The organism is Streptomyces javensis (genome assembly GCF_039525925.1).
GTDB classification, from domain to species: Bacteria; Actinomycetota; Actinomycetes; order Streptomycetales; family Streptomycetaceae; genus Streptomyces; species Streptomyces asiaticus.
Genome location: NZ_BAAAIF010000036.1, coordinates 1 through 26466 on the forward strand (window position 1 = coordinate 1; position 26466 = coordinate 26466).

Annotated in this window: 25 protein-coding genes; 16 read left to right on the forward strand and 9 right to left on the reverse strand. The window is 70.7% G+C overall.

What is annotated here, in order from left to right; all coding sequences use genetic code 11:
- Positions 1-452: 452 nt before the first annotated feature.
- Together cobT and ABD329_RS27685 are read right to left on the reverse strand one after the other, a co-directional pair.
- Positions 453-1502, reverse strand: coding sequence for a nicotinate-nucleotide--dimethylbenzimidazole phosphoribosyltransferase (gene cobT, locus ABD329_RS27680; protein ID WP_198280321.1), 1050 nt, complete (start codon positions 1500-1502; stop codon positions 453-455).
- An 815-nt stretch (positions 1503-2317) separates the two neighbouring features.
- Positions 2318-3517 carry a bifunctional adenosylcobinamide kinase/adenosylcobinamide-phosphate guanylyltransferase gene (locus ABD329_RS27685; protein WP_198281139.1) on the reverse strand — a complete coding sequence of 400 codons (1200 nt, stop codon included), beginning with the start codon at positions 3515-3517 and terminating at the stop codon, positions 2318-2320.
- 140 nt (positions 3518-3657) lie between these two features.
- On the opposite strand from ABD329_RS27685, the gene ABD329_RS27690 reads away from it, so the two are divergent.
- Positions 3658-3861 (forward strand): hypothetical protein, encoded by a 204-nt coding sequence (locus ABD329_RS27690; RefSeq protein WP_046084445.1) that lies wholly within the window; start codon positions 3658-3660, stop codon positions 3859-3861.
- A gap of 79 nt (positions 3862-3940) precedes the next feature.
- On the opposite strand, the gene ABD329_RS27695 is transcribed toward ABD329_RS27690, so the two are convergent.
- On the reverse strand, positions 3941-4675 hold the full coding sequence (locus ABD329_RS27695; protein WP_198281140.1) for a methyltransferase domain-containing protein: 735 nt from the start codon (positions 4673-4675) through the stop codon (positions 3941-3943).
- Between the two features lie 59 nt (positions 4676-4734).
- Complete coding sequence (locus tag ABD329_RS27700; protein WP_198281138.1) at positions 4735-5331, reverse strand: DUF3043 domain-containing protein; 597 nt, start codon at positions 5329-5331, stop codon at positions 4735-4737.
- A 249-nt stretch (positions 5332-5580) separates the two neighbouring features.
- Between ABD329_RS27700 and ABD329_RS27705 the strand changes: the two genes are divergently transcribed.
- The 4 genes from ABD329_RS27705 (at position 5581) to ABD329_RS27720 (ending at position 8759) form a co-directional block, all read left to right on the forward strand.
- Complete coding sequence (locus ABD329_RS27705) at positions 5581-6366, forward strand: PspA/IM30 family protein (protein WP_185058022.1); 786 nt, start codon at positions 5581-5583, stop codon at positions 6364-6366.
- 40 nt (positions 6367-6406) lie between these two features.
- Entirely contained in the window at positions 6407-6685 is a 279-nt protein-coding gene (gene pspAA, locus ABD329_RS27710) for a PspA-associated protein PspAA (RefSeq protein ID WP_020871994.1), read from the forward strand.
- Between the two features lie 104 nt (positions 6686-6789).
- Positions 6790-8085, forward strand: a complete 1296-nt coding sequence (locus ABD329_RS27715) for a sensor histidine kinase (RefSeq protein WP_425574385.1) — start codon at positions 6790-6792, stop codon at positions 8083-8085.
- Positions 8082-8759, forward strand: coding sequence for a response regulator transcription factor (locus ABD329_RS27720; RefSeq protein WP_198282444.1), 678 nt, complete (start codon positions 8082-8084; stop codon positions 8757-8759). The genes ABD329_RS27715 and ABD329_RS27720 overlap by 4 nt, the downstream gene beginning before the upstream one ends.
- 120 nt (positions 8760-8879) lie before the next feature.
- Here the strand turns inward: ABD329_RS27720 and nadA are convergent, their stop codons facing one another.
- Positions 8880-10067, reverse strand: a complete 1188-nt coding sequence (nadA, locus tag ABD329_RS27725; protein ID WP_198277312.1) for a quinolinate synthase NadA — start codon at positions 10065-10067, stop codon at positions 8880-8882.
- Positions 10068-10295: 228 nt separating this feature from the next.
- Here nadA and ABD329_RS27730 point away from each other — a divergent pair, with 228 nt between their 5' ends.
- A complete protein-coding gene (locus ABD329_RS27730) occupies positions 10296-10649 on the forward strand; it encodes a HesB/IscA family protein (RefSeq protein ID WP_020871998.1) in 354 nt (117 codons plus the stop codon).
- An 87-nt stretch (positions 10650-10736) separates the two neighbouring features.
- Here ABD329_RS27730 and ABD329_RS27735 read toward each other — a convergent pair whose 3' ends face one another.
- Together ABD329_RS27735 and ABD329_RS27740 are read right to left on the reverse strand one after the other, a co-directional pair.
- The gene (locus tag ABD329_RS27735; protein ID WP_198277313.1) at positions 10737-12209 is read right to left on the reverse strand and encodes a hypothetical protein; all 1473 of its coding nucleotides are present in this window, start codon (positions 12207-12209) and stop codon (positions 10737-10739) included.
- Positions 12210-12300: 91 nt separating this feature from the next.
- Positions 12301-12528: a hypothetical protein gene (locus ABD329_RS27740; RefSeq protein ID WP_198277314.1), complete on the reverse strand. Its 228-nt coding sequence runs from the start codon at positions 12526-12528 to the stop codon at positions 12301-12303.
- Between the two features lie 171 nt (positions 12529-12699).
- On the opposite strand from ABD329_RS27740, the gene ABD329_RS27745 reads away from it, so the two are divergent.
- Positions 12700-13674 carry a carbohydrate kinase family protein gene (locus tag ABD329_RS27745; RefSeq protein WP_198277315.1) on the forward strand — a complete coding sequence of 325 codons (975 nt, stop codon included), beginning with the start codon at positions 12700-12702 and terminating at the stop codon, positions 13672-13674.
- A gap of 176 nt (positions 13675-13850) precedes the next feature.
- Here ABD329_RS27745 and ABD329_RS27750 read toward each other — a convergent pair whose 3' ends face one another.
- Positions 13851-15275, reverse strand: coding sequence for a cysteine desulfurase/sulfurtransferase TusA family protein (locus ABD329_RS27750; RefSeq protein ID WP_198277316.1), 1425 nt, complete (start codon positions 15273-15275; stop codon positions 13851-13853).
- Positions 15276-15798: 523 nt separating this feature from the next.
- On the opposite strand from ABD329_RS27750, the gene ctaC reads away from it, so the two are divergent.
- From ctaC to ABD329_RS27770, 4 genes are all read left to right on the forward strand, one after another.
- Positions 15799-16761, forward strand: a complete 963-nt coding sequence (gene ctaC, locus ABD329_RS27755; protein ID WP_198277317.1) for an aa3-type cytochrome oxidase subunit II — start codon at positions 15799-15801, stop codon at positions 16759-16761.
- Positions 16758-18497: an aa3-type cytochrome oxidase subunit I gene (gene ctaD, locus ABD329_RS27760; protein WP_182468899.1), complete on the forward strand. Its 1740-nt coding sequence runs from the start codon at positions 16758-16760 to the stop codon at positions 18495-18497. The genes ctaC and ctaD overlap by 4 nt, the downstream gene beginning before the upstream one ends.
- A complete protein-coding gene (locus ABD329_RS27765) occupies positions 18494-18892 on the forward strand; it encodes a cytochrome c oxidase subunit 4 (RefSeq protein ID WP_086884099.1) in 399 nt (132 codons plus the stop codon). The genes ctaD and ABD329_RS27765 overlap by 4 nt, the downstream gene beginning before the upstream one ends.
- A 176-nt stretch (positions 18893-19068) precedes the next feature.
- Entirely contained in the window at positions 19069-20316 is a 1248-nt protein-coding gene (locus ABD329_RS27770) for a L,D-transpeptidase (protein ID WP_198277318.1), read from the forward strand.
- 31 nt (positions 20317-20347) lie between these two features.
- On the opposite strand, the gene ABD329_RS27775 is transcribed toward ABD329_RS27770, so the two are convergent.
- Positions 20348-20749: a hypothetical protein gene (locus ABD329_RS27775; protein WP_198277319.1), complete on the reverse strand. Its 402-nt coding sequence runs from the start codon at positions 20747-20749 to the stop codon at positions 20348-20350.
- Between the two features lie 211 nt (positions 20750-20960).
- On the opposite strand from ABD329_RS27775, the gene ctaE reads away from it, so the two are divergent.
- The 5 genes from ctaE to trpD all read left to right on the forward strand — a co-directional run bounded on the left by ctaE (position 20961) and on the right by trpD (position 26406).
- The gene (gene ctaE / locus ABD329_RS27780; protein WP_020872008.1) at positions 20961-21581 is read left to right on the forward strand and encodes an aa3-type cytochrome oxidase subunit III; all 621 of its coding nucleotides are present in this window, start codon (positions 20961-20963) and stop codon (positions 21579-21581) included.
- Positions 21582-21650: 69 nt separating this feature from the next.
- Positions 21651-22460 carry a cytochrome bc1 complex diheme cytochrome c subunit gene (gene qcrC / locus ABD329_RS27785; protein ID WP_191067294.1) on the forward strand — a complete coding sequence of 270 codons (810 nt, stop codon included), beginning with the start codon at positions 21651-21653 and terminating at the stop codon, positions 22458-22460.
- Positions 22457-23512 carry a cytochrome bc1 complex Rieske iron-sulfur subunit gene (qcrA, locus tag ABD329_RS27790; RefSeq protein ID WP_198277320.1) on the forward strand — a complete coding sequence of 352 codons (1056 nt, stop codon included), beginning with the start codon at positions 22457-22459 and terminating at the stop codon, positions 23510-23512. Before qcrC ends, qcrA begins: the two co-directional genes overlap by 4 nt.
- The gene (gene qcrB / locus ABD329_RS27795) at positions 23509-25146 is read left to right on the forward strand and encodes a cytochrome bc1 complex cytochrome b subunit (RefSeq protein ID WP_198277321.1); all 1638 of its coding nucleotides are present in this window, start codon (positions 23509-23511) and stop codon (positions 25144-25146) included. The genes qcrA and qcrB overlap by 4 nt, the downstream gene beginning before the upstream one ends.
- Before the next feature lie 186 nt (positions 25147-25332).
- Positions 25333-26406: an anthranilate phosphoribosyltransferase gene (trpD, locus tag ABD329_RS27800; protein WP_198277322.1), complete on the forward strand. Its 1074-nt coding sequence runs from the start codon at positions 25333-25335 to the stop codon at positions 26404-26406.
- The last annotated feature ends 60 nt before the right edge of the window (positions 26407-26466 follow it).

Here is a 26466-nt window from a genome sequence, read left to right on the forward strand (position 1 = left end):
AAAACGCTCGGCTGGGAAACCCCAGCCGAGCGCCTGCATAAACTGCTCGCAGCCTGATCAACACAACCACGTGTTGCGACGACTCCTAGAAACCGCCGTTCCCCTACCCGCCCCTTCCCGCAACTGGGGCTCCGCCCCAGCCCCCGCTCCTCAAACGCCGGAGGGGCTGGAAGGCGGGGCCCTGTCCCAGGCCCTGCTCCTCAGGTGCCGGAGGGGCTGGAAGGCGGGGCTCTGTGCCAGGCCCTGCTCCTCAGGTGCCGGAGGGGCTGGAAGGCGGGGCTCTGTGCCAGGCCCTGCTCCTCAGGTGCCGGAGGGGCTGGAAGGCGGGGCTCTGTGCCAGGCCCTGCTCCTCAGGTGCCGGAGGGGCTGGAAGGCGGGGCTTCGCCCCAGGCCCCGGGGTCCAGGGGTGGGCGGAGCCCTGGCCACGTGGCGGACACCCGTGGGTCCGGTCCCTAGCCGTCGCGCTCCGGGAGCTCCGCGTGCAGGGCCGCGGCCGCCTGCACGAGCGGCAGGGCGAGCAGCGCGCCCGTGCCCTCGCCGACCGTGACCCCGTGGTCGAGCAGCGGGGTGAGGGCGATGCGGTCGAGGGCCTTCTCCTGCCCCGGCTCGCCGCTGGCCTGACCGGCCAGCCACCAGTCCGGGGCGCGGAACGCCACCCGCTGGGCGACCAGCGCGCAGGCCGCCGAGACAACGCCGTCGAGGATCACGGGGGTGCGGCGTACGGCGCTCTGGAGCAGGAAGCCGGTGATCGCGGCGAGGTCGGCACCGCCGACGGTGGCCAGCAACTGGAGCTGATCGCCGAGCACCGGGCGGGCGCGGCGCAGCCCGTCACGGATGGCGGCGCACTTGCGCATCCAGGCGAGGTCGTCGATGGCGGCCCCGCCACGGCCGGTGACCACGGACGCGTCCGTACCGCACAGCGCGGCGATCAGCGTGGCCGCGGCGGTCGTGCCGCCGACGCTGAGGTCACCGAGGACGAGGAGGTCCGTGCCGGAGTCCGCCTCCTCGTCGGCGATGGCCATCCCGGCGCGGAAGGCCCGCTCGGCCTCGTCCAGGGTGAGCGCGTCCTCGAGGTCGATCCGGCCCGACGCCCGGCGTACGCGGTGGCGGGTGACGTCTTCGGGAAGGTCCTCGGGGTCGCAGTCCAGGGCCATGTCGATGACGCGGACGGGCGCGCCGAGACGGGCGGCGAGGACGGCGGCCGGGCTCTCGCCGTCGAGCACGGCGCGGACCAGACGGTGGGCGCTCCTGGCGGGGCGGGCGGAGACACCGAGGTCGGAGACGCCGTGGTCGCCGGCGAAGAGGACCACGCGGGGCTGCTCGATGGGCTTGACCGGCACCCGCTGCTGAGCGGCGGCCAGCCACTCGCCCAGTTCGTCCAGCCGCCCGAGCGCACCCGGCGGCAACGCGAGCCGCTCGCGGCGCTCCTCGGCGTCACGCCGGATGCCCCCGTCGGGGCGCTCGATCAGGTCGACGAAGTCATCGAGATTGAGAGCACTCACCTGGCGAACCCTACCGGGCGCCCCGGGAACCGGTACGGCGTCCGCCCGTTGATCCCCGCGCGGCCCCCGCCCGGGGGTCAACGGGCCGGGCACAGGCCGGGGTCCGCGTCGGCCTACTCGGCTCGGTCGGCCGCGCCGCCGTCTCGCGCCTTCGGCGCAATTGAGCAGCGGGGCAGGAGGTGGGGCGCGGGCCGCGTCGCCGGGCGCCGGGCCGGTGGGGCGCGGGGACCGTGGCGGCTCGGGCCCACGGGGGCTGGGCCCGTTGCCGGACTGCCGGGGTACCCCCTCCGAAAACGTTTGACAAATTAGTTGCGCCAGATCAAGTGTTTTCGAGAGGGGTACCCGGAGGACCCGCCGTCGGGACCACCGGCCCGCAGTCCGGAGGGGCGTCGGCCGTCGAAGCGGGAGGCCGCCACCGGCGCCCAGCCCCACCGGCCCGGCGCCCGGCGGCGGCGCCGCGCCCCCCACCCCCTGCCCCGCTGCTCAACTGCGCCGAAGGCGCGAGACGAAAGCCGCACCCAACCGAGCCGAGCACCCAACCGAGCCGAGCGGCCCCGAGCCGAGCACCCAACCGCGCCGAGTAGCCTCGCGCCGAGCAGCCTCGCGCCCAGTAGCCTCGCGCCCAGTAGCCCCGAGCCGAGTAGCCCCGAGCCGAGCACCCAACCGAGCCGAGTAGCCCCGAGCCGAGCAGCCTCGCGCCCAGTAGCCCCGCGCCGAGCAGCCCCGCGCCGAGCGGCCCCGAGCCCAGGACCCCGCGCCCACCAGCCTCGCACCTAGCACCCCGCAGCCCCCGCACCCAGGACCCCGACGCGCGATCAGCCGCGCAGCGGCAAGGGCTGACCCGCCACCACCAACAGCACCTGCTCACACTCCTCGGCGAACGCCGCGTTCAGACGGCCCAGTTCGTCACGGAAGCGGCGGCCGGAGGCGGTCGCGGGCACGACACCCGAGCCGACCTCGTTGCTCACCGCGACGACCGTACGGGTCGTGGCACGGACCGCCGCGACGAGGGCGGAGACGCGTTCGTGGAGGGCGCGTTCGCCGCCGTGCGCCCACTTCTCGTCGTCCCAGGCGCTCACGGAGTCCATCGCGTCGGTGAGCCACAGCGCCAGGCAGTCGATGAGCAGCGGTGGCCCGTCCTCGGCGAGCAGCGGAGGCAGGTCGCAGGTCTCGGTGGTGCGCCAGGATCCGGGGCGGCGGTCGCGGTGGGCGGCGACGCGGGCGGCCCACTCGGGGTCGCCCTCGCGGGTGCCGCTCGTCGCGACGTACAGGACGTCGGGGAACGCGGCCAGCCGCCGTTCCGCCTCGAGGGACTTGCCGGACCGGGCGCCGCCCAGCACCAGCGTGCGGCGCGGCAGGTCCGGCACCGCGTGGTACTCGCCGACGATCAGCGTCTGCCCGTCCGGCACCGCCCGCGCCCCCGCCGTGGCGAGGCGGCGGTGCAGCTCCCGGCCGGGCGGGGTGGTGTGGTCGAGGTGGACGGCCAGCACATCGGTGGTGGCGCCCACGGCGCCCGAAGCGCGGAGGGCGGCCAGCGCGTCTGGGCGGCCCAGCACGTCGAGCAGCACCATGTCGTACGGCTCGGCCGGGTTCGGGAGCCCGGCGGCGGCCGCGCCCGGCGGGAGGTACAGCAGCCGGGTGCCGTCGGGCCCGGCGACCTCGTAGCCGGTGCCGGGGGTGTCCAGCGCGACCGCCCGCACCCGGTGGCCGCTGATCAGGGACAGGGTGCGGCCGTCCGGCACCCGGCCCGGCGCCGGCAGCCCGGCCGGGAACTCGACGGCCGGCCCCGCGTGCGGATGGGAGAGCAGCACCTGGCGGACGCCCACCAGCGAGTACCCGGCCCGCGCGGCGGCGAAGGCGGCCCCCGGGGTGAGATCGATCAGCAGCGCGCCGTCGATCAGCAGCGAGGTGGCGGCCCGCGCCTCCTCGCCGACGGCGGCGGCACAGGCGGCGCAGGGGCAGCCGTGGCGCGGCAGCCCGTCGGGGGCCCCGGTGCCCAGAAGAGTGAGTTCCACGCCCCGATCGTCTCGCGTCCGTTCCCACGGGTCGCGCGGGGTCACCCCGTACGGAGTGATCAGTCACCTAGGCTGCGGGCAGACATCAGCTGTGGACCGGCGGGTATCACCCGTGGGTCGGCGGGATGGAGGAGGCTGGAATGGCGTGGACATGGCGGTTCGAGAAGTCCGACGGGACGGAGACGAAGCCCGCGGTGCAGCCGGAGGAGTTCCCGACCCAGGGGGACGCGGAGTCGTGGATCGGTGAGGAGTGGCGGGAGCTCCTCGAGGGAGGCGCGGAGCAGGTGACCCTCTTCGAGGACGGGAAGAAGATCTACGGCCCGATGAGCCTGCGCGCCGAATAGCGCCGAATAGACGCCGAATGGGCGAAGGCATGGGGTGGCGGTCCTGACCGCCACCCCACCCGCCGCCCGGCCGCCCGGTTCAGCCGCGCACTCCGCACAGATGCAGCAGCGCCGCCACCGCCCGGTAGGGATCCGTGCGACCGGCCCGCTCCTCGGCCGTCAACAGCCGCTCCCACTCAGGGGAGCCCGGCGGTTCCGCGTCGTCCGGGGCGAGGTCGGTGAAGACCCGCACGCCGTACCAGGCATGCAGCGGCGCGCCGATCGCGGTGAGGGTCTCGGCCAGCTCCTCGCGCCGGTCGGCGCGCACCGGCAGCCCGATCCGGTTGGTGTACGAGGGGGAGTCGAAGGCGGCCAGCGCGGTGTCGAAGTCCCCGGCAAGACCGGGCCGCATCGCCAGCGCGTCACCGTTGCGCACCAACAGCGAGAGCAGACCGCCGGGGGCCAGCACCCGGGCCAGTCCGGCGAGCAGCGGATCGGGTTCGGACACGTACATCAGCACGCCGTGGCACAGCACCACATCGAAGGTGCCCGGCAGGAAGTGTGCCCCGGTCTCCCGGCCGTCGCCCTCGAGCAGCCGCACCCGTCCCCGGATGCCCTCGGGCTCCTCGGCGAGCGCGGCGCGGGCCGCCTCCAGCATGGTGGCGTCGGACTCAAGACCGGTCACCACATGGCCCGCGCGGGCCAGCCGCAGGGCCTGGGTGCCCTGGCCGACGCCCACGTCGAGCATCCGCAGCCGCTGCCCCACCGGGAAGCGTGCGGTGATCTGCTCATCGAGCTGGTGGGCGACCAGTGCCTGCCGGACGGTGTTCCGCAGGCCCCCTAGGTGGCTCAGCCAGCCGGCCGCTCCGCCGGCGAAGCCGGAGGATGGGCCGCTCAGGGCCGCTCCCCGCGCTTGACCTGCGGCTTGGGCAGCCGCAGTCGGCGCATCTGGAGGGTGCGCATCAGTGCGTACGCCACCGCGCCGCGCAGATTCTCGTCGGGGAAGCGCTTGCGCAGCTGCCGCTTGAGCTGGACGCCGAGGACGAGGGAGTTGATCACGATGAGGACGATCACCACCATCCACGCCAGCAGCACATAGCTCTGCATGGCGCCGGCCCGGACCATGCTCAGCACCAGGATGACCACCGCGAGCGGCAGGAAGTACTCGGCGACGGAGAACCGCGAGTCCACGTAGTCGCGGGCGAACCGCCGCACCGGGCCCTTGTCGCGGGCCGGCAGATACCGCTCGTCGCCCCCGGCCAGCGCCTGGCGCTGCCGGGCCAGATCGGCGCGGCGGGCCTCGCGCGCACGCTTCGTGGCGTCCTTACGGTTGGCCGGCGTCTTCGCCAGGCTGCGGCGCTGCGTCTGGGCCTCGCTCCGCTTGGGAGTGGGGCGGCCCTTGGGCGCCTGCGGGTCACGGGTCTGCTGCGGCTGGTCCGCGGTCACCTTGGTGGTAGCGGCCTGCTCATCCTTGGAACGGCTTCGGAACACAAAGCCCAAGGGTACGGGTTGCGGGGTGTGCGCCCCAGCCTCTGGGGGAACGATCAGGCAACGGAGTCCCGTCCTAATCGGGACACAGGGGGCGCACTCCTCCTTGCGCCGGAGGCTCCCACCGTCTGATCGTCCCTGCGGAGGAGCGCGAGCGGGCTCGAACAGTGCGGTAATGGAAGCAGGGCCCGTAGGCTGGGTCTGTTGGAGTGCCGGAGTCACACGTCCGTCAGAAGGGGGCGCGCGAGGCCCATGAGCGGTGTCATGAAGCGTATGGGGATGATCTTCCGCGCGAAGGCCAACAAGGCCCTGGACCGGGCCGAGGACCCGCGCGAAACCCTTGACTACTCGTACCAGAAGCAGCTGGAGCTGCTCCAGAAGGTGCGCCGCGGTGTCGCCGACGTGGCGACCTCGCGCAAGCGCCTGGAGCTTCAGCTCAACCAGTTGCAGGGCCAGTCCACCAAGCTGGAGGACCAGGGCCGCAAGGCGCTCGCGCTCGGCCGGGAGGACCTGGCCCGCGAGGCGCTGTCCCGCCGCGCCGCGTTGCAGCAGCAGGTCACCGACCTGGAGACCCAGCACCAGACGCTCCAGGGCGAGGAGGAGAAGCTGACCCTGGCCGCCCAGCGGCTCCAGGCCAAGGTCGACGCCTTCCGTACGCGCAAGGAGACCATCAAGGCCACCTACACCGCGGCCCAGGCCCAGACCCGCATCGGCGAGGCGTTCTCCGGCATCTCCGAGGAGATGGGCGACGTCGGCATGGCGATCCAGCGTGCCGAGGACAAGACGGCGCAGCTCCAGGCGCGCGCGGGCGCGATCGACGAGCTGCTGGCCTCCGGCGCCCTGGACGACCAGTCCGGTATGGCCAAGGACGACATCGCGGCCGAGCTGGACCGGATCTCCGGCGGTACGGACGTGGAGCTGGAGCTTCAGCGGATGAAGGCGGAGTTGGCCGGCGGCAGCCCGCAGCAGGCGATCGAGGGCGGCAAGACGGACGAGTCGCAGCAGTCCCGGACCCAGCACAAGTTCGACAAGCAGTAGCCCGCGCCCCCGCCTGGGCGAGGTCTCCAAGGAGGTCGTCGTGATCGTACGGATCATGGGGGAGGGCCAGGTGCTGGTGGCCGAGAGCCATCTGCCCGGACTGAACAGGCTGGACGACGAGCTGCTCGCGGAGATCGAGGGCGGCGATCACGAGGGCTTCCGGAGGACCCTGGGCGCGCTGCTGGACGCGGTGCGCTCGGCCGGTGAGCCCCTGCCCGACGACGCGCTCCAGCCGTCCGAGCTGATCCTCCCCGCCGCCGACGCGACCCTCGAGGAAGTCAAGGCGATGCTCAAGGACGACGGCCTCATTCCGGGCTAGTGCGGCGCGCTCCCGGATCCACACTCCAGCACAGGTCGTACCTCCCCGCACCGGTCGGGTACGGGCCGCCCACGAAGCCGGGCGGCCCGCCGCGGCCCTTACCGTTGGATTCCGTGACTCCCCTCGCCGTCGGGCCGGGCCTGGCCCGTCCGCACCGCTGGCTGTGCGCCCACCCCCGTGCCCTGGACACCCTGGTGGCGCTGGCGGTCCTCGCGCTGATCCTGATCGGCGCGGTGGCCGGTCCGCGCATGCGCCACCAGTCGCTGGGCGCCCTCTTCGTGCTGCTGGCCGTGCTCGCGGCCGCCTCGCTGGTGGTCCGCCGCGATCTGCCCCGCGGGGTGCTCGCCTTCAACGTCGCCCTCACCCTCACCGAGCTCGTCACCAATGACGTGGGCCCGCCACGCACCTCGATCGTGTTCGGGGTGGTGGTGGCGCTCTACACCGTGGCGGCCCGCACCGACCGCCCCACCACCTGGCGGGTCGGCGCCGCCACGGCCGTACTGCTCACCGGCGCCGCGATGCTCTTCGCGCTCAACCCCTGGTACTCACAGGAGAACTGGGGCCTGTTCGCCTGGACCGGGCTGGCCGCGGCCGCCGGTGACGCGGTGCGCAGTCGGCGCGCCTATATCGCCGCCATCGAGGAGCGGGCGGTCCGCGCCGAGCGCACCCGTGAGGAGGAGGCGCGCCGCCGGGTCGCCGAGGAGCGGCTGCGGATCGCCCGTGAGCTGCACGATGTCGTGGCGCATCACATCGCGCTGGTCAACGTCCAGGCCGGGGTCGCGTCCCATGTCATGGACAACCGCCCGGACCAGGCCAAGGAGGCGCTCGCGCACGTACGGCAGGCGAGCCGCTCGGCGCTGGAGGAGCTGCGGGCCACGGTCGGCCTGCTGCGGCAGTACGGCGACCCCGCCGCCCCCACCGAACCGGCCCCCGGCATCGCCGTGCTGGACCAGCTCGTGGACGGCTTCGTACGGGCCGGGATGCGGGTCCGGGTGCGGGCGGAACCGCCGGAGAAGCTGGGCCCGCTGCCGGGTTCGGTGGACCTCACGGCCTACCGGGTCGTCCAGGAGGCGCTGACCAATGTGCACAAGCACGCCGGGCCCGGGGCCACGGCCGAGATCCGTATCGCCAGGGTCGCGGACGAGCTGGAGGTCACGATCGAGGACGACGGGGCGGGGGCGCGGACCGAGGGTCCCGAGGAGGCGCCGGACGGCGCGGGCGGATCCGGGGCACCCGGGGCGGACGGTACGTCGACCGGTGGCGGCGGACACGGCCTGCTGGGGATGCGCGAGCGGGTGACCGCGCTGCGCGGCAGTTGCGAGGCGGGACCCCTGCCCGAGGGCGGTTTCCGGGTGCGGGTGAGACTTCCTATGCAGCCGCGTAGGGGAGGGGACTCATGACGATCAAGGTGCTGCTGGCGGACGATCAGGCGCTGCTGCGCAGCGCGTTCCGCGTCCTGGTGGCCTCCGAGCCGGACATGGAGGTGGTGGGCGAGGCGTCCGACGGGGCGGAGGCGGTGGAGATCGCCCGGGCCCGGGGCGCCGACGTCGTCCTGATGGACATCCGGATGCCCGGTACGGACGGGCTGGCCGCCACTCGCATGATCACCGAAGATCCGCAGCTCAAGGACGTACGGGTGGTCATGCTGACGACCTTCGAGGTGGACGAGTACGTGGTGGACTCGCTGCGGGCGGGGGCCAGCGGCTTCCTCGGCAAGGGCGCCGAACCCGATGAGCTGCTCGCGGCGATCCGTATCGCGGCGGCGGGCGAGGCGCTGCTGTCCCCGGCCGCGACCAAGGGGCTGATCGCCCGCTTTCTGGCCCAGGGCGACGGAAGCGGCGGCGAGGACGCCTATGACTCCTCACGGCTGGACGCCCTGACCGTGCGCGAGCGGGAGGTCCTGGTCCAGGTGGGCGGCGGGCTGTCCAACGACGAGATCGCCGCCCGGCTGGAGGTCAGCCCGCTCACGGTCAAGACGCATGTCAACCGCGCGATGGCCAAGCTGAGCGCCCGCGACCGCGCCCAGCTGGTGGTGATCGCCTACGAGACGGGGCTGGTCCGCGCGGGCGCGTAGCGGGCGTCCGGCGGACCTTTCCCCTCCCCGCCCCTTCCCAAAACCGAGCCTCCGCCCCAGCCCCCGGGCCGGGGCGGAGCCCCAGTTGTGGGAAGGGGCGGGGAGGGGAGACAACGCCGCCTACGGCAGCGCCAGCATCCGCTCCAGCGCCACCTTGGCGAAGTGCTCGGTCTCCTCGTCGACCTGGATGCGGTTGACCACCTTGCCGGCTACCAGCGACTCCAGCGCCCACACCAGATGCGGCAGATCGATCCGGTTCATGGTCGAGCAGAAGCAGACCGTCTTGTCGAGGAAGACGATCTCCTTGCCCTGGTCGGCGAAACGATTGGCCAGGCGCCGTACGAGGTTCAGCTCGGTGCCGATCGCCCACTTCGAACCGGCCGGGGCGGCCTCCAGGGCCTTGATGATGTACTCGGTCGAGCCCACGTAGTCCGCCGCCGCCACGACCTCGTGCTTGCACTCGGGGTGCACCAGCACGTTCACACCCGGTATGCGCTCGCGCACATCGTTGACCGAGTCCAGCGAGAAGCGGCCGTGCACCGAGCAGTGTCCGCGCCACAGGATCATCGTGGCGGCGCGCAGCTCCTCGGGGGTGAGCCCGCCGTTCGGCTTGTGCGGGTTGTAGACGACGCAGTCCTCCAGCGACATGCCCATGTCGCGGACCGCCGTATTGCGCCCCAGGTGCTGATCGGGCAGGAACAGCACCTTCTGGCCCTGCTGGAACGCCCACTCCAGCGCCCGCTGGGCATTGGAGGAGGTGCAGATCGTGCCGCCGTGGCGACCGGTGAACGCCTTGATGTCGGCGGAGGAGTTCATATACGAGACGGGCACCGTCACATCCGCCACACCGGCCTCGGTGAGCACCTCCCAGCACTCGGCGACCTGCTCGGCCGTGGCCATGTCGGCCATCGAGCAGCCGGCCGCCAGATCGGGGAGGACGACCTGCTGGGCGTCGGTGGTGAGGATGTCGGCGGACTCGGCCATGAAGTGCACACCGCAGAAGACGATGTACTCGGCGTCCGGCCGCGCGGCCGCGTCCCGGGCGAGCTTGAAGGAGTCTCCGGTGACATCAGCGAACTCGATGACCTCGTCGCGCTGGTAGTGGTGGCCGAGCACGAAGACCTTGTCCCCGAGCTTCTCCTTGGCCGCGCGGGCGCGGGCCACCAGATCCGGGTCGGAGGGCGCCGGGAGGTCTCCCGGGCACTCCACACCGCGCTCGCTCCGGGGGTCGGCCTCCCGGCCGAGAAGCAGCAGAGCGAGCGGGGTCGGCTGCACGTCGAGGGGTTGGGCGGTGGTCACGTCACGCACCCTTCTTTCTTCGCTGGGAACCCTAATCGTCAGAATGACGCTATCTATCATAGCTGCTTCACGTCACGTTGACGAGAGGCATTGTGTCGATGTGACGCATTCCGGTGTGTCCGCCCGTATGCGAGCATGAAGGGCAGTAGGAGATAGGCGCTTGGGCCCGGAATGAATCCGGGACGCCGTTGGTTTGTGCCAACGGCAAGCAGTCCGTACGACCCGGGAGAGAAGCAGATGACCGTTCAGGACGAGACCACCGCGAGCGAGGGCATCATCCTGTCCGACGCCGCCGCGTCGAAGGTCAAGAGCCTGCTGGAGCAGGAGGGCCGCGACGACCTCGCGCTGCGCGTCGCCGTCCAGCCCGGCGGCTGCTCCGGCCTGCGCTACCAGCTCTTCTTCGACGAGCGCTCGCTCGACGGCGACGTCGTCAAGGACTTCGGCGGCGTGAAGGTCGTGACCGACCGCATGAGCGCCCCGTACCTGGGCGGTGCCTCGATCGACTTCGTCGACACCATCGAGAAGCAGGGCTTCACCATCGACAACCCGAACGCCACGGGCTCCTGCGCCTGCGGCGACTCCTTCAGCTGAGCCCCCGGGCGCGGCGGAGTAAACAGCACGACGGAAGGGGGCGGGCCCGATGGGCCCGCCCCCTTCCGGCCGTCCTGAGCCGTTCGCTCACTTCCGCAGTGGCACCGTCTCACCCGTGGACCCGTCCACGACCTTCCGGCCGTCCAGCGGCTCCTTCAGTGTCACCTTCCGCTCCAGCTGCTTGGCGATGAGGATGCAGGCCCGCCCCGGATGCTTCGGCTCGCTCTTGAGGTCCAGCGTCACCTTGTCGGAGGTCTCCTTCGCGGAGACCGAGTAGGTGTTGCAGACCCCGCCCCAGAAGCGCAGCGTCAGGGTCTTGCCGTCCACGCTGTACGAGGTGAGGTGATCCGGCTTGGAGGTGCTGTCCCCCTTGCCCGGTGAGGGGGAGTGGCCCGGCTCCTTCGCCTTCTTGATGAACTCCGGCTTCACCGCGGGGTAGGGGAGGGTGACCGCCACCCGGTTGGTCCCGGTCGGCTTGGTCTCGAAGATCCACGACGGCACCAGCGCCCGCCGGCCGTCCACCATGTGCGAGGCGAGGCCGAACGTCACCTTGCGCACGCTCACCTTGCCCGAGGGGCCGTCGCTCCTGCCCGACGTCGAGTTCAGCCGCTGGAGCGCCTGCTCCGCGCTGAGCACCGGATAGCTGTCGTCCTCCTTGGGCTTCGACAGCGTCCCGCTGCCGCCGACCAGCTGGCCGTCGGCCCCGACCTGGAGATTGGTGCCCCAGCCGTAGGTGGGCAGATCACCCACCTTGGGGTCCGCGTTCACCATCCGCACGGCGCCGTAGAGGCCGCTCGCGTCCAGCTCGGCGTCCGACAGTCCGAGCGCCTTGAGCACCGGCTCGGCGGCGCTCTGGGCCTTCTCCTCGGAGACGGCCTTGTCGCGGCCCTCGGCGGCGCCGTTGTCACCGCGCTTGTCGCCGTCGCGGTAGGTGGGGCAGCTCTTGTCGACCTTGGCCGCCCCGTCGCCCTTGTCGGTCCGGGTGCTCTGGGGCGCCTTCTTCCCGTCCGGGTGGACGCAGGAGGTGTCGCCCGGCGCCCCGTAGCGGGAGTACGACCAGCTGCCCGGCCCGGTCCGGCTCACCCGCAGCGTCGGGCCGCTCGCGTCCGGGGTGCCGCCCACCTTCCAGTACCCGTGGTCGGCACGGGGGCTGCCGGAGACGTCCAGGGCCTTCGCCAGCCGCGCCACATCGGCCTTGGTGACCTTCGGGCCGGTCAGATACACCGGGGCCTTGTCGGGCCCGTCCGGCAGCTTGCCCGTCACCACATAGCGGCCGCCGTGCGGGTCGGGCTCACCGGGCGCGATGCCCTCGTTCCCGTCCCGCTCTCCGCCCGGGAAGGCGTAGGCGTCCAGTGCGAGGGGTTTCGGCGATCCGTTCTCGCCCGACGCGCCCGGACCCCGGGTGCCGCCGTCCGCCGCGGTGGAGGCCCAGTAGGCGCCACCACCACCGGCGACCAGCACCGCTGCCGCCACCGAAACGACGGCCAGCGGCGAGCGCCGACGCGGACGGGAAGTGTCGTCGTCGGGGGTCTGCGGGGTGTCGGTGTCCTCGGTGCTCACCGTTTCGCTCCTTCGGCTCCGCTCACGTTCTACGGTCCCATCCCTCGCGAGGAGATGCCGATGAGACGGCGCCGGGGCGCGGCCGGTTCCTTCAATCGCCGTAATCGGACATGCCGGCCAGCAGATCGGCCGATGTGGCGGGCACCGTGATACCCCGGATCCGGGAGGCGGCGACCGGGGAAACGGGCCTGGTGGGAGCGGCCGCTACGGTGACCGTCCAGTGCGGCGCCATCCGTGCGCCGTCGCCGCGCAGCTCCTCCAGATATTCGGGCTCGATGGCCCCGGTGGCGGGAAACGCGGGGGTGAGGTGCTGGGGCATGATGCCTCCCGGTCCTTGGGTATCGCCGACGCGTCCCCCGTATCCACGCACCGTATTCAGCGGGTGTCGGTGAAAAAAGGCCTACTATTGGGTAGTTTCTTCCGTTCGTATGGACCGGGCCGAGCAGATAGCGTGAAGCGTCCGATCTCTCCGCCCCGCAGGAGCGACTCAGTGCGTATCGCCGTAACCGGCTCCATCGCCACCGACCATCTGATGTCCTTCCCCGGCCGTTTCGCCGATCAGCTGGTCGCCGATCAGCTGCATACGGTCTCCCTCTCCTTCCTGGTCGACACCCTCGATGTCCGCCGCGGCGGAGTCGGCCCCAACATCTGTTTCGGCATGGGCGTGCTCGGCCTGCGCCCGATCCTGGTCGGCGCGGCCGGCGAGGACTTCGCCGACTACCGCGCCTGGCTGGACCGGCACGGTGTGGACACCGCGTCCGTGCGGATCTCCGAGGTCCAGCACACCGCGCGCTTCGTGTGCACCACCGACGCCGACCACAACCAGATCGCGTCCTTCTACACCGGCGCCATGAGCGAGGCCCGCCAGATCGAGCTCCAGCCGGTCGCGGAGCGCGTCGGCGGCCTCGACCTGGTGCTGATCAGCGCGGACGACCCGGAGGCCATGGTCCGCCACACCGAGGAGTGCCGCTCGCGCGGCATCCCCTTCGCCGCCGACCCCTCCCAGCAGCTCGCCCGCATGGAAGGGGAGGACATCCGGCTGCTGATCGGCGGCGCGGAGTACCTCTTCACCAATGAGTACGAGGCCGCGCTGATCGAGACCAAGACCGGCTGGACCGCGGACCAGATCCTCGCCAAGGTCGGCACCCGCGTCACCACGCTCGGCGCGCAGGGCGTGCGGATCGACCGCGAGGGCGAGGAGCCCGTGGTCGTCGGCTGCCCGGAGGAGGAGCAGAAGGCCGACCCGACCGGCGTCGGCGACGCCTTCCGCGCGGGCTTCCTCTCCGGTCTGTCCTGGAACCTCTCGCTGGAGCGGGCCGCCCAGGTGGGCTGCATGCTGGCGACGCTGGTCATCGAGACGGTCGGCACCCAGGAGTACGAGCTGCGCCGCGGCCACTTCATGGAGCGCCTCGCCAAGGCGTACGGCCATGACGCGGCGGGCGAGATCGCGGCCCACCTCCCCTGAACCCGTGGGACGCCCAGGGGGCCATCGCCCCCTGGGTCCCGCCGCCCCTGGGCCCCGCCGGTCTCCCGGCGGAGCGGCGGAAGACGGCCGCGGTCCGGTGGCGCCCTGAAGGGGCGCGGGGAACTGCGCGACCAGCCACGGCGGCGCCGCAGACGATCGACATCCGCCGGACACCCCTAGGCGCGGCGGCGCACCCGGTACGCCACTCCCCGGTCGGCCGGGCGCTCGCCCTCGTAGGTCTGGCCGCGCATCTCGCACCAGGCCGGGATGTCCAGCCGGGCCGCCTCGTCGTCGGCCAGGACCGTGACCACCCCGCCCACCGGTACCTCGCCGATCACCTTGGCCAGCTCGATCACCGGGATCGGGCACCGCTTGCCCAGCGAGTCGACCACCAGCTCGGGCTCGGGTTCCGGCTCGGGGGCCGGGTCGGCGGCTTCGACCGGTTCGGCCGGCTTCGGGGCGCCCAGGCGCTCCCGTACGCCCGCCACCACCCCCGGCAGCGCCTCCAGGAACCGGTCCACGTCCGCCTCGGCCGTACCGCGCGGGAGTGAGACCCGCACATTGCCCTCGGACAGCACCCCCATGGCCCGCAGCACATGGCTCGGGGTCAGCGTGGAGGAGGTGCAGGAGGAGCCGGAGGAGACCGAGAACTCCGCGCGGTCCAGCTCGTGGAGGAGCGCCTCTCCGTCGACATAGAGACAGGAGAAGGTCACCAGATGCGGCAGTCGCCGCTCCGGGTCGCCGACCACCTCGACGTCCGGCACCAGCTCCGGCACCCGCGTCCGGATCCGCTCCACCAGTCCCCGCAGCCGCTCCGCCTCGGCGGCGGTCTCCGCTGCCTCGGCCCGGACGGCCCGCAGCGAGGCGGCCGCGGCGACGATGGCGGGGAGGTTCTCGAACCCGGGCGAGCGGCCCGACTCCCGTTCATCGGCGGGCTGAACCGTACGGAAGCGCACCCCCTTGCGCACCGCGAGCAGTCCCACCCCGGCAGGACCGCCCCATTTATGGGCGCTTGCGGTCAGAAGCGACCAATTGCCCTCCACGGGGCCCCAGCCGAGCGACTGCGCCGCGTCCACCAGCAGCGGTACGTCCGCCGCCGCGCACTCCTCGGCGGCCTCGGCCACCGGCTGCACCGTGCCGACCTCATGGTTGGCGGACTGTAGACAGGCCAGCGCCACCCCGCCCGGGGCCTCCCGCAGGGCCGCCGCGTACGCACCCGGCGCGATTCGTCCCGTACGGTCCACCGGGACCTCGGCGACCGTGCCGCCGTCCGCCTCGTGCGCGGCCGCCGCGTGCAGCACCGAGGAGTGCTCCACGGCGGAGACGATCAGATGGCGACCGGCGCGCCGCCGCCCCGCGAGCGCCCCCGCGACGCCGTCGTGCACCGCGCGGGTCCCCGAAGGGGTGAAGACGAGCTCGTCCGGGCGGCACCCCACGGCCTCGGCGGCCGCCTCCCGCGCCGCGTCCAGCAGCAGCCGGGCCCGCCGCCCCTCCCGGTACAGTCGCGACGGGTCGGCCCACCCCTCGTCGAGTGCGGCGAGGAGCGCCTGCCGGGCGACGGGGTGCAGAGGGGCGGATGAGGCCGCGTCGAAGTAGGGCACGTAAGGAACGCTAAGCGTTCCGGGGGGAGTGGCGCGAGGTGCGGTCGTTCGTCCTCGGCTGCGTCGTGGCTGGTCGCCCACGCGGCGGAGCCGCATATCGACACAGCCGCGGCGGAGCCGCACGTCGACACGGCCCCGCGCCCCTTCGGGGCGCAACCGAACCGCACCGGGACCGGAGCCGGGATCGCACCGCCTCCGGAACCAGGGTCGCACCCGCCCGGAGCCGGGGTCGGACCGGGGGCGGACCGGAGCCGGAGCCGGGGTCGGACCGAGGCCGGAACCCCGGCCGGACCGCCGCCGGAACCCGGGTCGCGCCCGGCCGGAAAAGCCCGCCGGAGCCCGGGATTCCACCCCTTCGAGGAGCGCCCCGGCGCGTTGGGCACCCTCCCCGCGCGACCCCAAATGGCGTCCAGTAGGGTTTGGTCCGCATAAACATCCAAACCCCTGCCCGCACCGGGCCGGCGACCGACCAGACAGACGGCCGCGGCCGACCGCGCGGGCGAGACTCTCGGGAAGGCGCTACGTGAGTCCCAACGGCTCCGACCGCTCGTCGCGGCGCCCGGTGCGGCGGAAGCTGCTGCAGGCGCTGGCCGCGGGCTTGGTCCTGGCGACCGCCACCGGTTGCACATCCAAGGACTTCCCCCGCCTCGGAATGCCTACCCCCGTCACGGAGGAGGCGCCGCGGATCCTCTCCCTGTGGCAGGGCTCGTGGGCGGCGGCGCTCGCCACGGGCGTCCTGGTCTGGGGCCTGATCATCTGGGCGGTCATCTTCCACCGCCGCAGCAGGACCAAGATCGAGGTTCCCGCGCAGACCCGGTACAACATGCCGATCGAGGCGCTGTACACCGTGGTCCCGATCATCATCGTCTCGGTGTTGTTCTACTTCACCGCGCGCGATGAGAACGCGCTCCTCAAGACCTCCAAGAAGCCCGACCACGTGGTCAACGTGGTGGGCTACCAGTGGAGCTGGGGCTTCAACTACATGGAGAACGTGGACGGTTCCACCGCCACGCCCAAGCAGGAAGCCAAGGAGATCTCCGCGATCCCCAAGCGCATGCTGAAGGCGGTCCCCAAGGGCGCCGAGGGCGTCTACGAGGCGGGTACCCCCGGTGAGCGGAACCCGCAGACCGGCAACCCGGGCCCGACCCTGTGGCTGCCGAAGGGCGAGTCGGTCCAGTTCATCCTGACGTCCCGCGATGTCATCCACTCGTTCTGGGTGGTCCCCTTCCTGATGAAGATGGACGTCATCCCGGGTCACACCAACCGCTTCGAGGTCACTCCGAACCGCGAGGGCACCTTCAAGGGCAAGTGCGCCGAGCTGTGCGGCGTCGACCACTCCCGGATGCTCTTCAACGTCAAGGTCGTGTCGCCGGAGCGTTACCAGCAGCACCTCAAGGAGCTGGCGAAGAAGGGCCAGACCGGCTACATCCCGGCGGGCATTGAGCAGACGGACGCCGCCAAGAACGCGGAGACCAGGACATCGTGAGCATCCTCAACGAACCCCAGGGTGCCGGCACCGCCGCCTCGCAAGAGCGGCAAGCGCCGGTACGTCGGAAGCAGCCGGGCAATGTCGTCGTCAAGTGGCTGACCACCACGGACCACAAGACGATCGGCACGCTCTACCTCGTCACGTCGTTCGCGTTCTTCTGCATCGGCGGCCTGATGGCGCTCTTCATGCGCGCCGAGCTGGCCCGTCCGGGTACGCAGATCATGTCGAACGAGCAGTTCAACCAGGCGTTCACCATGCATGGCACGATCATGCTGCTGATGTTCGCCACCCCGCTGTTCGCGGGCTTCACGAACTGGATCATGCCGCTCCAGATCGGTGCGCCCGATGTGGCGTTCCCGCGGCTGAACATGTTCGCGTACTGGCTGTACCTCTTCGGCTCGCTGATCGCGGTGGGCGGGTTCCTGACCCCGCAGGGCGCGGCCGACTTCGGCTGGTTCGCCTACTCCCCGCTGTCGGACGCGGTCCGTTCGCCGGGTATCGGCGCGGACATGTGGATCATGGGTCTGGCCCTCTCCGGCTTCGGCACGATCCTCGGTGCGGTCAACTTCATCACCACGATCATCTGCATGCGCGCTCCGGGCATGACGATGTTCCGGATGCCGATCTTCACCTGGAACGTGCTGCTGACCGCGGTGCTGGTCCTGCTCGCCTTCCCGGTGCTGGCCGCCGCGCTGTTCGCCCTGGAGGCGGACCGTAAATTCGGGGCGCATGTCTTCGACGCGGCCAATGGCGGAGCGTTGCTCTGGCAACACCTCTTCTGGTTCTTCGGCCATCCAGAGGTGTACATCATCGCGCTGCCGTTCTTCGGCATCATCTCCGAGGTCATTCCGGTCTTCTCCCGGAAGCCGATGTTCGGTTACATCTCCCTGATCGCCGCGACCATTTCGATCGCCGGTCTCTCGGTGACGGTGTGGGCCCACCACATGTATGTCACCGGCGGAGTGCTCCTGCCGTTCTTCTCGTTCATGACGTTCCTCATCGCGGTGCCGACCGGTATCAAGTTCTTCAACTGGATCGGCACGATGTGGAAGGGGTCGCTGAGCTTCGAGACCCCGATGCTCTGGGCGATCGGCTTCCTGATCACCTTCACCTTCGGTGGTCTGACCGGTGTGATCCTGGCGTCGCCGCCGATGGACTTCCACGTCTCCGACTCGTACTTCGTGGTGGCCCACTTCCACTACGTGGTCTTCGGCACCGTGGTCTTCGCGATGTTCGCCGGATTCCACTTCTGGTGGCCCAAGTTCACCGGCAAGATGCTGGACGAGCGGCTCGGCAAGATCACCTTCTGGACGCTGTTCGTGGGCTTCCACGGCACGTTCCTGGTGCAGCACTGGCTGGGCGCCGAGGGCATGCCCCGCCGGTACGCCGACTACCTGGCGGCCGACGGCATCACCACGCTGAACACCATCTCGACCATCAGCTCCTTCCTGCTGGGCCTGTCGATCCTGCCGTTCCTCTACAACGTCTGGAAGACCGCCAAGTACGGCAAGAAGGTCGAGGTCGACGACCCCTGGGGCTACGGCCGTTCGCTGGAGTGGGCGACCTCCTGCCCGCCCCCGCGGCACAACTTCCTCACCCTGCCGCGGATCCGCTCCGAATCCCCGGCGTTCGACCTGCACCACCCGGAGATCGCGGCGCTCGACCAGCTCGAGAACCACGGTGCGCCTGACGATGACAAGGCCCTCGCGGGTGGTAAGGAGGCCGGCAAGTGAAGGTCCAAGGCCGGATGTTCATCTGGCTGGCCGTCTTCATCCTCGTCATGGCGATCGTCTATGGCGTGTGGTCGAAGGAGCCGGCCGGCACCACGGCGCTCTTCCTGGCCTTCGGGCTGAGCATCATGATCGGCTACTACCTGGCCTTCACGGCCCGCCGGGTGGATGTCGGTGCGCAGGACAACAAGGACGCGGATGTCGCGGACGACGCCGGCGAGCTGGGATTCTTCTCCCCGCACAGCTGGCAGCCGCTCTCCCTCGGCGTCGGCGGCGCCATGGCGTTCCTGGGCGTGATCTTCGGCTGGTGGCTGCTCTTCTTCTCGGCCCCGGTCATCATGGTCGGTCTCTTCGGCTGGGTCTTCGAGTACTACCGCGGCGAGAACGCCAACCAGTAGCCCTGACCGGCTGATACGAGCGGGGCCCGGACACCTCCCCAGGTATCCGGGCCCCGCTCGGCGTTACGGGCCCGGACCGCCCCGCCCGGCCCGTCCAGGCCCCACCGGGCGCCGCCGGTTCACTCCGGTGCCTCACTCCGCGCGCCGTTCCCGGACCCCGTTCTTACGTTGGCTCCATGAGCCACACACCTCGATCACTCAGAAGCCGGGCGGTGCTGACCTGCGCCCTGCTGGTGGCGCCGCTGATAGCGGGTCTGAGCGGATGCGGGGGATCCCCCGACCCCCTGTCCGCCAAGCCGTACGACGCCGCCGATCAGATCTCGTTCAGCGGTGACGGCGACGGCCGTAAGGCCAATCCGGACAAGCCGCTCGAAGTGACGGCCAAGGACGACGACAGCCGGATCACCGATGTCACGGCCACCGACGCCGCGGGCCGCTACGTCCGGGGTGAGCTGACCGACGACGGCAGGCGCTGGCGCAGCACGGTGCCGCTGGCCGCGGGTGCCCACTACACGCTGAAGGTGTCCACGGAGGATTCCAACGGCGCTCCGGGCCGCCGTACGGTCGACTTCACCACCAGCTCCGCCCACCGGCTGCTGAAGGTCACCTTCGGCCCCAAGGCGGGGGAGTACGGGGTGGGGCAGCCCATCACGGCCAAGCTGAGCCGGCCCGTCAAGGACCCCTCGGCCCGCGCCGTGATCGAGCGCGCCCTGAAGGTGGACGCACGGCCCGCGGTGGAGGGCGTCTGGCACTGGGTGGACAGCCGGAACCTGCACTACCGCCCGCAGGAGTACTGGCCCGCCCACGCCACCATCACGGTGCACTCCAACCTCAAGGGCATCCGGATCGGCGGCGGGCTCTACGGCGGCGAGGCCAAGTCGCTGCGGCTGACCACCGGCGACCGCCTCGAGGCCCTCACCGACTCCGGAACCCACCAGATGACGGTGAAGCGCAATGGAGTGCCGATCCGGACCATCCCGATCACCACCGGTATGCCCGGATTCGACACCCGGAACGGCATCAAGGTCATCCTGGCCAAGGAATCCGCCGTACGGATGACGGGCGCCAGCATCGGGCTCGGCGCGGGCTCCTACGACCTGATGGTCTACTGGGCCGCCCGGGTCACCAAGAGCGGTGAATACGTCCATGCCGCGCCCTGGTCCACCGGTTCGCAGGGCTACGCCAACGTCAGCCACGGCTGCACGGGCATGAGCACCGCGAACGCCCAGTGGTTCTTCAACACCGTGCGCCTCGGGGACATCGTCCAGGTGGTGCACAGCAACGGAGAGGACATGGCGACGTTCGACAACGGCTACGGCGACTGGAACATGGCCTGGGCGGACTGGCGCAAGGGCAGCGCCGTCGCCTCCGGCCAGTCCGACGCCACCCCCGCCGACTCCGCCCGGCTCCGCCCCCAGGCCTGAGCGGGCGGTGCGGACGGTGCGGACGGTGAGGTCAGGCGCCCACGGCGAGCCGCTTGCGGAGCAGCCCGGCCAGCGCGTCCGCCAGGGCCACCGGGTCCACCGGATGCGTGACCGCGGCCTCCGCGCGGCTCCAGGTGGCCAGCCAGGCGTCCTGCGGGCGGCCGATGAGCAGCAGCACCGGCGGGCACTGGAAGATCTCGTCCTTGATCTGCCGGCAGACGCCCATCCCGCCCGCGGGCGCCGACTCGCCGTCCAGCACACAGGCGTCGATGCCGCCCTCCTCCAGCGCCGTGAGAACGGCCGGGAGGGTGGCACACTCCAGGAACTCCACCGGGGGCACATCGGCGGCGGGCCGGCGCCCGGCCGCCAGGCGCACCTGCTCGCGGGTGCTCACGTCATCGCTGTAGACCAGCACCGTTGCGGTGGGCCGCATCCTGACCTCCGGACGAAGTAAGTGATCTGCCGGGCTCCTGAGGCGGATGCTACTCCCGTACAGCCGTCCGGAGGAGGGGGCGTACGGATCTCTCCCTCCTTCGAGGGACTGTCCGGAACAGCCCCGACGAGCAGGCTCGATGTCCTTGACGCGGCCCTTGACACTCCGAACGGGACCCCCGGGAGTGAGCGCTGGATAAGCGACCGACATAATGTCGGTCGTGGCGACAGCAACAGCAGTAGAAACCGGGCACGCGCACCCGTCGGTCAACCGGCCGAACCTCACCAGCGTCGGAACCATCATCTGGCTGAGTTCCGAGCTGATGTTCTTCGCGGCCCTCTTCGCGATGTACTTCACCCTGCGATCGGTGACCGGAGCCGAGCACTGGAAGGAAATGGCGTCCTCGCTGAACTTCCCGTTCTCGGCGACGAACACCACGATCCTGGTGCTCTCCTCCCTCACCTGCCAGCTCGGCGTCTTCGCCGCCGAGCGCGGCGACGTGAAGAAGCTGCGCTCCTGGTTCGTGATCACCTTCATCATGGGCGCGATCTTCATCGGCGGTCAGATCTTCGAATACACCGAGCTGGTCAAGAAGGACGGGCTTTCGCTCTCCTCCGACCCCTACGGCTCGGTGTTCTACCTGACCACCGGCTTCCACGGCATGCATGTGACGGGCGGCCTGATCGCCTTCCTGCTTGTCCTGGGCAGGACGTACGCGGCCAAGAGGTTCACCCACCAGCAGGCGACGGCGGCCATCGTCGTGTCCTATTACTGGCACTTCGTCGATGTCGTCTGGATCGGCCTCTTCGCCACGATCTACATGATCAAGTAAGCCGGTCACCGCACCGGAACCACGTCCTTAACAGCATCGACGCAGAAGATCCTGACACCGGGGTAATCCGTGAAAAAGCTCTCCGCACGACGGCGCCATCCGCTGGCTGCGCTCGTCGTCCTACTCTTCGCGCTGGCGGTCACTGGGGGGCTGTACGCCGCGTTTTCGCCGAGCGAGGCGAAGGCCGACGACAGCTCCGCCCAGTCCCTCGCCATCGAGGAGGGCAAGAAGCTCTATGCCGTCGGCTGCGCCAGCTGCCACGGCACGGGCGGTCAGGGGACCTCTGACGGCCCGAGCCTGGTCGGCGTCGGCTCCGCCGCCGTGGACTTCCAGGTCGGCACCGGCCGCATGCCCGCGCAGCAGCCGGGCGCCCAGGTGCCGAAGAAGAAGAAGATCTACTCGGACGCCGAGATCGAGCAGCTCGCGGCCTACATCGCGTCGCTCGGTGCGGGTCCGGTGACGCCCACCAAGAGCCAGTACAGCCCGGACGGCGCGGACGTCGCGAAGGGCGGGGAGCTCTTCCGTACGAACTGCGCGCAGTGCCACAACTTCGCCGGTAAGGGTGGTGCCCTCACCAACGGCAAGTTCGCGCCGGCTCTCGACGGAGTCAGCCCCAAGCATCTCTACGAGGCCATGCAGACCGGCCCGCAGAACATGCCCTCCTTCCCCGACACCGTGATGCCGGAGAAGAACAAGCAGGACATCATCGCCTACCTCGACACGGTCAACAGCGACAAGAGCAAGACCCCGGGTGGTCTTGAGCTCGGCGGGCTCGGCCCGGTGAGCGAGGGTCTGTTCGGCTGGGTCTTCGGCATGGGCGCGATGATCGTCCTCACCATCTGGGTCGCCGCCCGGACCGCAAAGGCCAAGAAGTCATGAGTAGCCACGAGATTTCAGAAGCAGAAGACAAGCTGCCGGAAGGGCGGGGGGCCGGGAGCGCCGTAAGGCCGACCGAGGACCCGTTCGCCGACCCGGGGCTGCCCCCGCACGAGCACCGCAAGCAGGACATCGACGAGCGGGCCGCGAAGCGCTCCGAGCGCACCGTCGCCCTGCTCTTCACGGTCTCGATGCTGGCCACGATCGCCTTCATCGCCGCGTATGTGGCACTCCCGGTCGACAAGTACATCTACGTCTTCCCGATCGGGCACATCAGCGCGCTGAACTTCGCGCTGGGGCTGACGCTCGGCATCGCGCTGTTCGCCATCGGCGCGGGCGCGGTCCACTGGGCCCGCACCCTGATGTCCGATGTGGAGATCGCCGACGAGCGCCACCCCATCGAGGCCAGCCCCGAGGTCAAGTCGAAGGTCCTCGAGGACTTCGCCGCCGGCGCCAAGGAGTCCGGCTTCGGCCGGCGCAAGCTGGCCCGCAACACCCTCTTCGGCGCGCTCGCGCTGGTGCCGCTCTCCGGCATCGTGCTGCTGCGGGACCTCGGTCCGATGCCGGGCACCAAGCTCCGGCACACCAAGTGGGCCAAGGGCAAGCGGCTGATGAACTACAACACCATGCAGCCGCTGCGCCCCGAGGACATCGCCGTCGGTTCGCTCACCTTCGCCATGCCCGAGGGCATGAGCGAGGAGCAGCACGACTTCCAGACGGAGATCGCCAAGGCCGCCCTGATGCTGGTCCGGCTCCAGCCGGAGAACATCAAGGACAAGCGCGAACTGGACTGGTCGCACGAGGGCATCGTCGCGTTCTCCAAGATCTGCACCCACGTCGGCTGCCCGATCAACCTCTATGAGCAGCAGACCCACCACGTCCTGTGCCCCTGCCACCAGTCGACCTTCGACCTCTCCGACGGTGGCCGAGTGATCTTCGGTCCGGCCGGTCACGCGCTGCCGCAGCTGCGGATCAGGGCCAACGACCAGGGGTACCTCGAAGCCATGGGCGACTTCTCGGAGCCCGTCGGTCCTGCTTACTGGGAGCGCGGATGAGTACTACAAGCGACAGCGCCGCGCAGCGCCGGGGCAAAGCGCCCGCGGGTGAGCGCGTCGCGGACTGGGCCGATGGCCGGCTGGGCATCTACAGCCTGGCCAAGGCCAATATGCGCAAGATCTTCCCGGACCACTGGTCCTTCATGCTGGGCGAGGTCTGCCTCTACAGCTTCATCGTCATCATCCTCACGGGTGTGTACCTGACGCTGTTCTTCCACCCCAGCATGTCCGAGGTCGTCTACGAGGGCCCGTACGTCCCGATGCAGGGCGTGCGGATGTCCGAGGCGTTCCAGTCGACCCTCGACATCAGCTTCGAGGTGCGCGGCGGTCTGCTGATCCGGCAGATCCACCACTGGGCCGCGCTGGTCTTCCTGGCCGGCATGTTCACGCACATGATGCGCGTGTTCTTCACCGGTGCGTTCCGCAAGCCGCGTGAGATCAACTGGCTGTTCGGCTTCCTGCTGTTCTTCCTCGGCATGCTGACCGGCTTCACCGGCTACTCGCTCCCGGACGACCTGCTCTCCGGCACCGGTCTGCGGTTCATCGAGGGTGTGTTCCTGTCGATCCCGGTGGTCGGCACCTACATCTCGATGTTCGTCTTCGGCGGCGAGTTCCCCGGTACGGACCTCATCGCGAGGCTCTACCCGGTCCATGTCCTGCTGCTGCCGGGCATCATGCTCGGCCTGCTGGTGGCGCACCTGATCCTGGTCTTCTACCACAAGCACACGCAGTACCCCGGGGCCGGAAAGACCGAGAAGAACGTCGTCGGCATGCCTCTGCTGCCGGTCTACATGGCCAAGGCGGGCGGCTTCTTCTTCCTGGTCTTCGGTGTGATCGCGGCCCTTTCCGCGGTCGCGACCATCAACCCCATCTGGACCATCGGCCCCTACCGGCCCGACCAGGTTTCCACCGGCGCCCAGCCCGACTGGTACATGGGCTTCGCCGAGGGTCTGGTCCGTGTGATGCCCGGCTGGGAGATCACCGCCTGGGGCCACACGCTCGTGCTGGGCGTGTTCATCCCGATCGTGCTCTTCCCGCTGGTCCTGTTCGCGATCGGGCTCTACCCGTTCATCGAGTCCTGGATCACCGGCGACAAGCGCGAGCACCACATCCTGGACCGCCCGCGCAACGCCCCGACCCGTACCGCGTTCGGTGTCGCCTGGATCACCGCGTACTTCGTGATGCTGGTCGGTGGCGGTAATGACCTGTGGGCCACCCACTTCCACCTGTCGATCAACTCGATCACGTGGTTCGTGCGGATCGCCTTCTTCGTCGGCCCGGTCCTGGCGTTCATCGCCACCAAGCGGATCTGCCTCGGCCTCCAGCGGCGCGACAAGGACAAGGTGCTGCACGGCCGTGAGACCGGCATCATCAAGCGGCTGCCGCACGGTGAGTTCATCGAGGTCCACGAGCCGCTCGCGCAGGAGCAGCTGCACACGCTCACCCAGCACGAGCAGCCCGAGCCCTACGAGATCGGCCCGGAGGTCGACGAGAACGGGGTCAAGCGGAAGATAAAGCGTTCCCAGAAGCTCCGTTCGAAGCTCTCCAAGGGCTACTACGGCGGGGACAACGTCATTCCGAAGCCGACCCGCGAGGAGTACCACGAGATCACCAGCGGCCACGGCCACCACTGATCTCCCGGTAACCCGCAGCGACCGGTTTCCGCATACAGCGACATACAGCGACGCCACAGACCAGGGCCCCGGCCCGGACCACACGGTCCGGCCGGGGCCCTGGCCGTGCGGCCGATAGGCTTGCGGCGGGCCGCTGAAGTGCGCGGACCCCTTCCCTGCCCACCCCCACGGATCCAGGAGCGGACCATGGACGTTGTGACCCCCGCCGGAGGCGACAGCACCGCGACGGCCCGCACCTGGCCGGACGTACTGACGTCGCTGATCGCCGGCCGGGACCTCGATGCCGACGACACCGCCTGGGCCATGGACCGGATCATGCGGGGCGAGGCCACCGACGCCCAGATCGCCGGTTTCGCGATCGCGCTGCGCGCCAAGGGCGAGACGGTCTCCGAGGTGGCCGGTCTGGTGCGGGCCATGTACGAGCACGCCCGGGTGATCGAGGTGCCCGGGGCGACCGTGGACATCGTGGGCACCGGCGGCGACCGCGCCAAGACCGTCAACATCTCCACCATGTCCGCGCTGGTCGTCGCCGGTACCGGCGCGCGGGTGGTCAAGCACGGCAACCGCGCCGCGTCCTCCGCCAGCGGCGCCTCCGACGTGCTGGAGAAGCTCGGCGTCAATCTGGACATCACCCCCGAGCGGGTGGTCGAGGTCGCGGAGGAGGCGGGGATCACCTTCTGCTTCGCGGTGAAGTTCCACCCGTCGCTGCGCCATGTCGCCTCGGCCCGCCGCGAGCTGGGTGTCGCCACCCCGTTCAACCTGCTCGGCCCGCTGACCAACCCGGCGAAGGTCACCTGTCAGGCGACCGGGGTCGCCGACGCCCGTATGGCGCCCATCATCGCCGGGGTGCTGGCCGAGCGCGGCTCCTCCGCGCTGGTCGTCCGGGGCGACGACGGGCTGGACGAGCTGACCGTGACCACGACCTCCCAGGTGTGGGAGGTCCGGGACGGCGCCGTGCGCCAGGAGACCTTCGACCCCCGGGACGTGGGCGTCGAACGGGCCCCCGTGGAGGCTCTGCGGGGCGCTGACGCCTCGTACAACGCCGATGTGGCCCGTCGGCTGCTGGCGGGCGAGCGGGGCCCGGTGCGGGACGCGGTGCTGCTGAACTCGGCGGCGGCGCTGGTGGCCCTCGAGGCGGACCCGGGGGACAAGCCCCTGACGGACCGGATCGGGGCGGGTGTGGCGCGGGCCGCCGAGTCGATCGACTCGGGCGCGGCACGGGACGTTCTGGAGCGATGGGTGCGGGCCACCCACGCGTAAACGCTCCGCTGAAAGTGGACTGATATGCCGTCGACGGTCTGCGGCGCCGTCGTGGCTGGT

Coding starts and splice junctions, on each gene's coding strand:
- ABD329_RS27705 (WP_185058022.1), top strand. CDS start 5,581: ATGAGCGGTGTCATGAAGCGTATGGGGATGATCTTCCGCGCGAAGGCC.
- qcrA (WP_198277320.1), top strand. CDS start 22,457: ATGAGTAGCCACGAGATTTCAGAAGCAGAAGACAAGCTGCCGGAAGGG.
- trpD (WP_198277322.1), top strand. CDS start 25,333: ATGGACGTTGTGACCCCCGCCGGAGGCGACAGCACCGCGACGGCCCGC.
- ABD329_RS27775 (WP_198277319.1), bottom strand. CDS start 20,749: ATGCGGCCCACCGCAACGGTGCTGGTCTACAGCGATGACGTGAGCACC.
- ABD329_RS27720 (WP_198282444.1), top strand. CDS start 8,082: ATGACGATCAAGGTGCTGCTGGCGGACGATCAGGCGCTGCTGCGCAGC.
- qcrB (WP_198277321.1), top strand. CDS start 23,509: ATGAGTACTACAAGCGACAGCGCCGCGCAGCGCCGGGGCAAAGCGCCC.
- ABD329_RS27690 (WP_046084445.1), top strand. CDS start 3,658: ATGGCGTGGACATGGCGGTTCGAGAAGTCCGACGGGACGGAGACGAAG.
- ctaE (WP_020872008.1), top strand. CDS start 20,961: ATGTCGGTCGTGGCGACAGCAACAGCAGTAGAAACCGGGCACGCGCAC.
- ABD329_RS27730 (WP_020871998.1), top strand. CDS start 10,296: ATGACCGTTCAGGACGAGACCACCGCGAGCGAGGGCATCATCCTGTCC.
- ABD329_RS27770 (WP_198277318.1), top strand. CDS start 19,069: ATGAGCCACACACCTCGATCACTCAGAAGCCGGGCGGTGCTGACCTGC.
- ABD329_RS27740 (WP_198277314.1), bottom strand. CDS start 12,528: ATGCCCCAGCACCTCACCCCCGCGTTTCCCGCCACCGGGGCCATCGAG.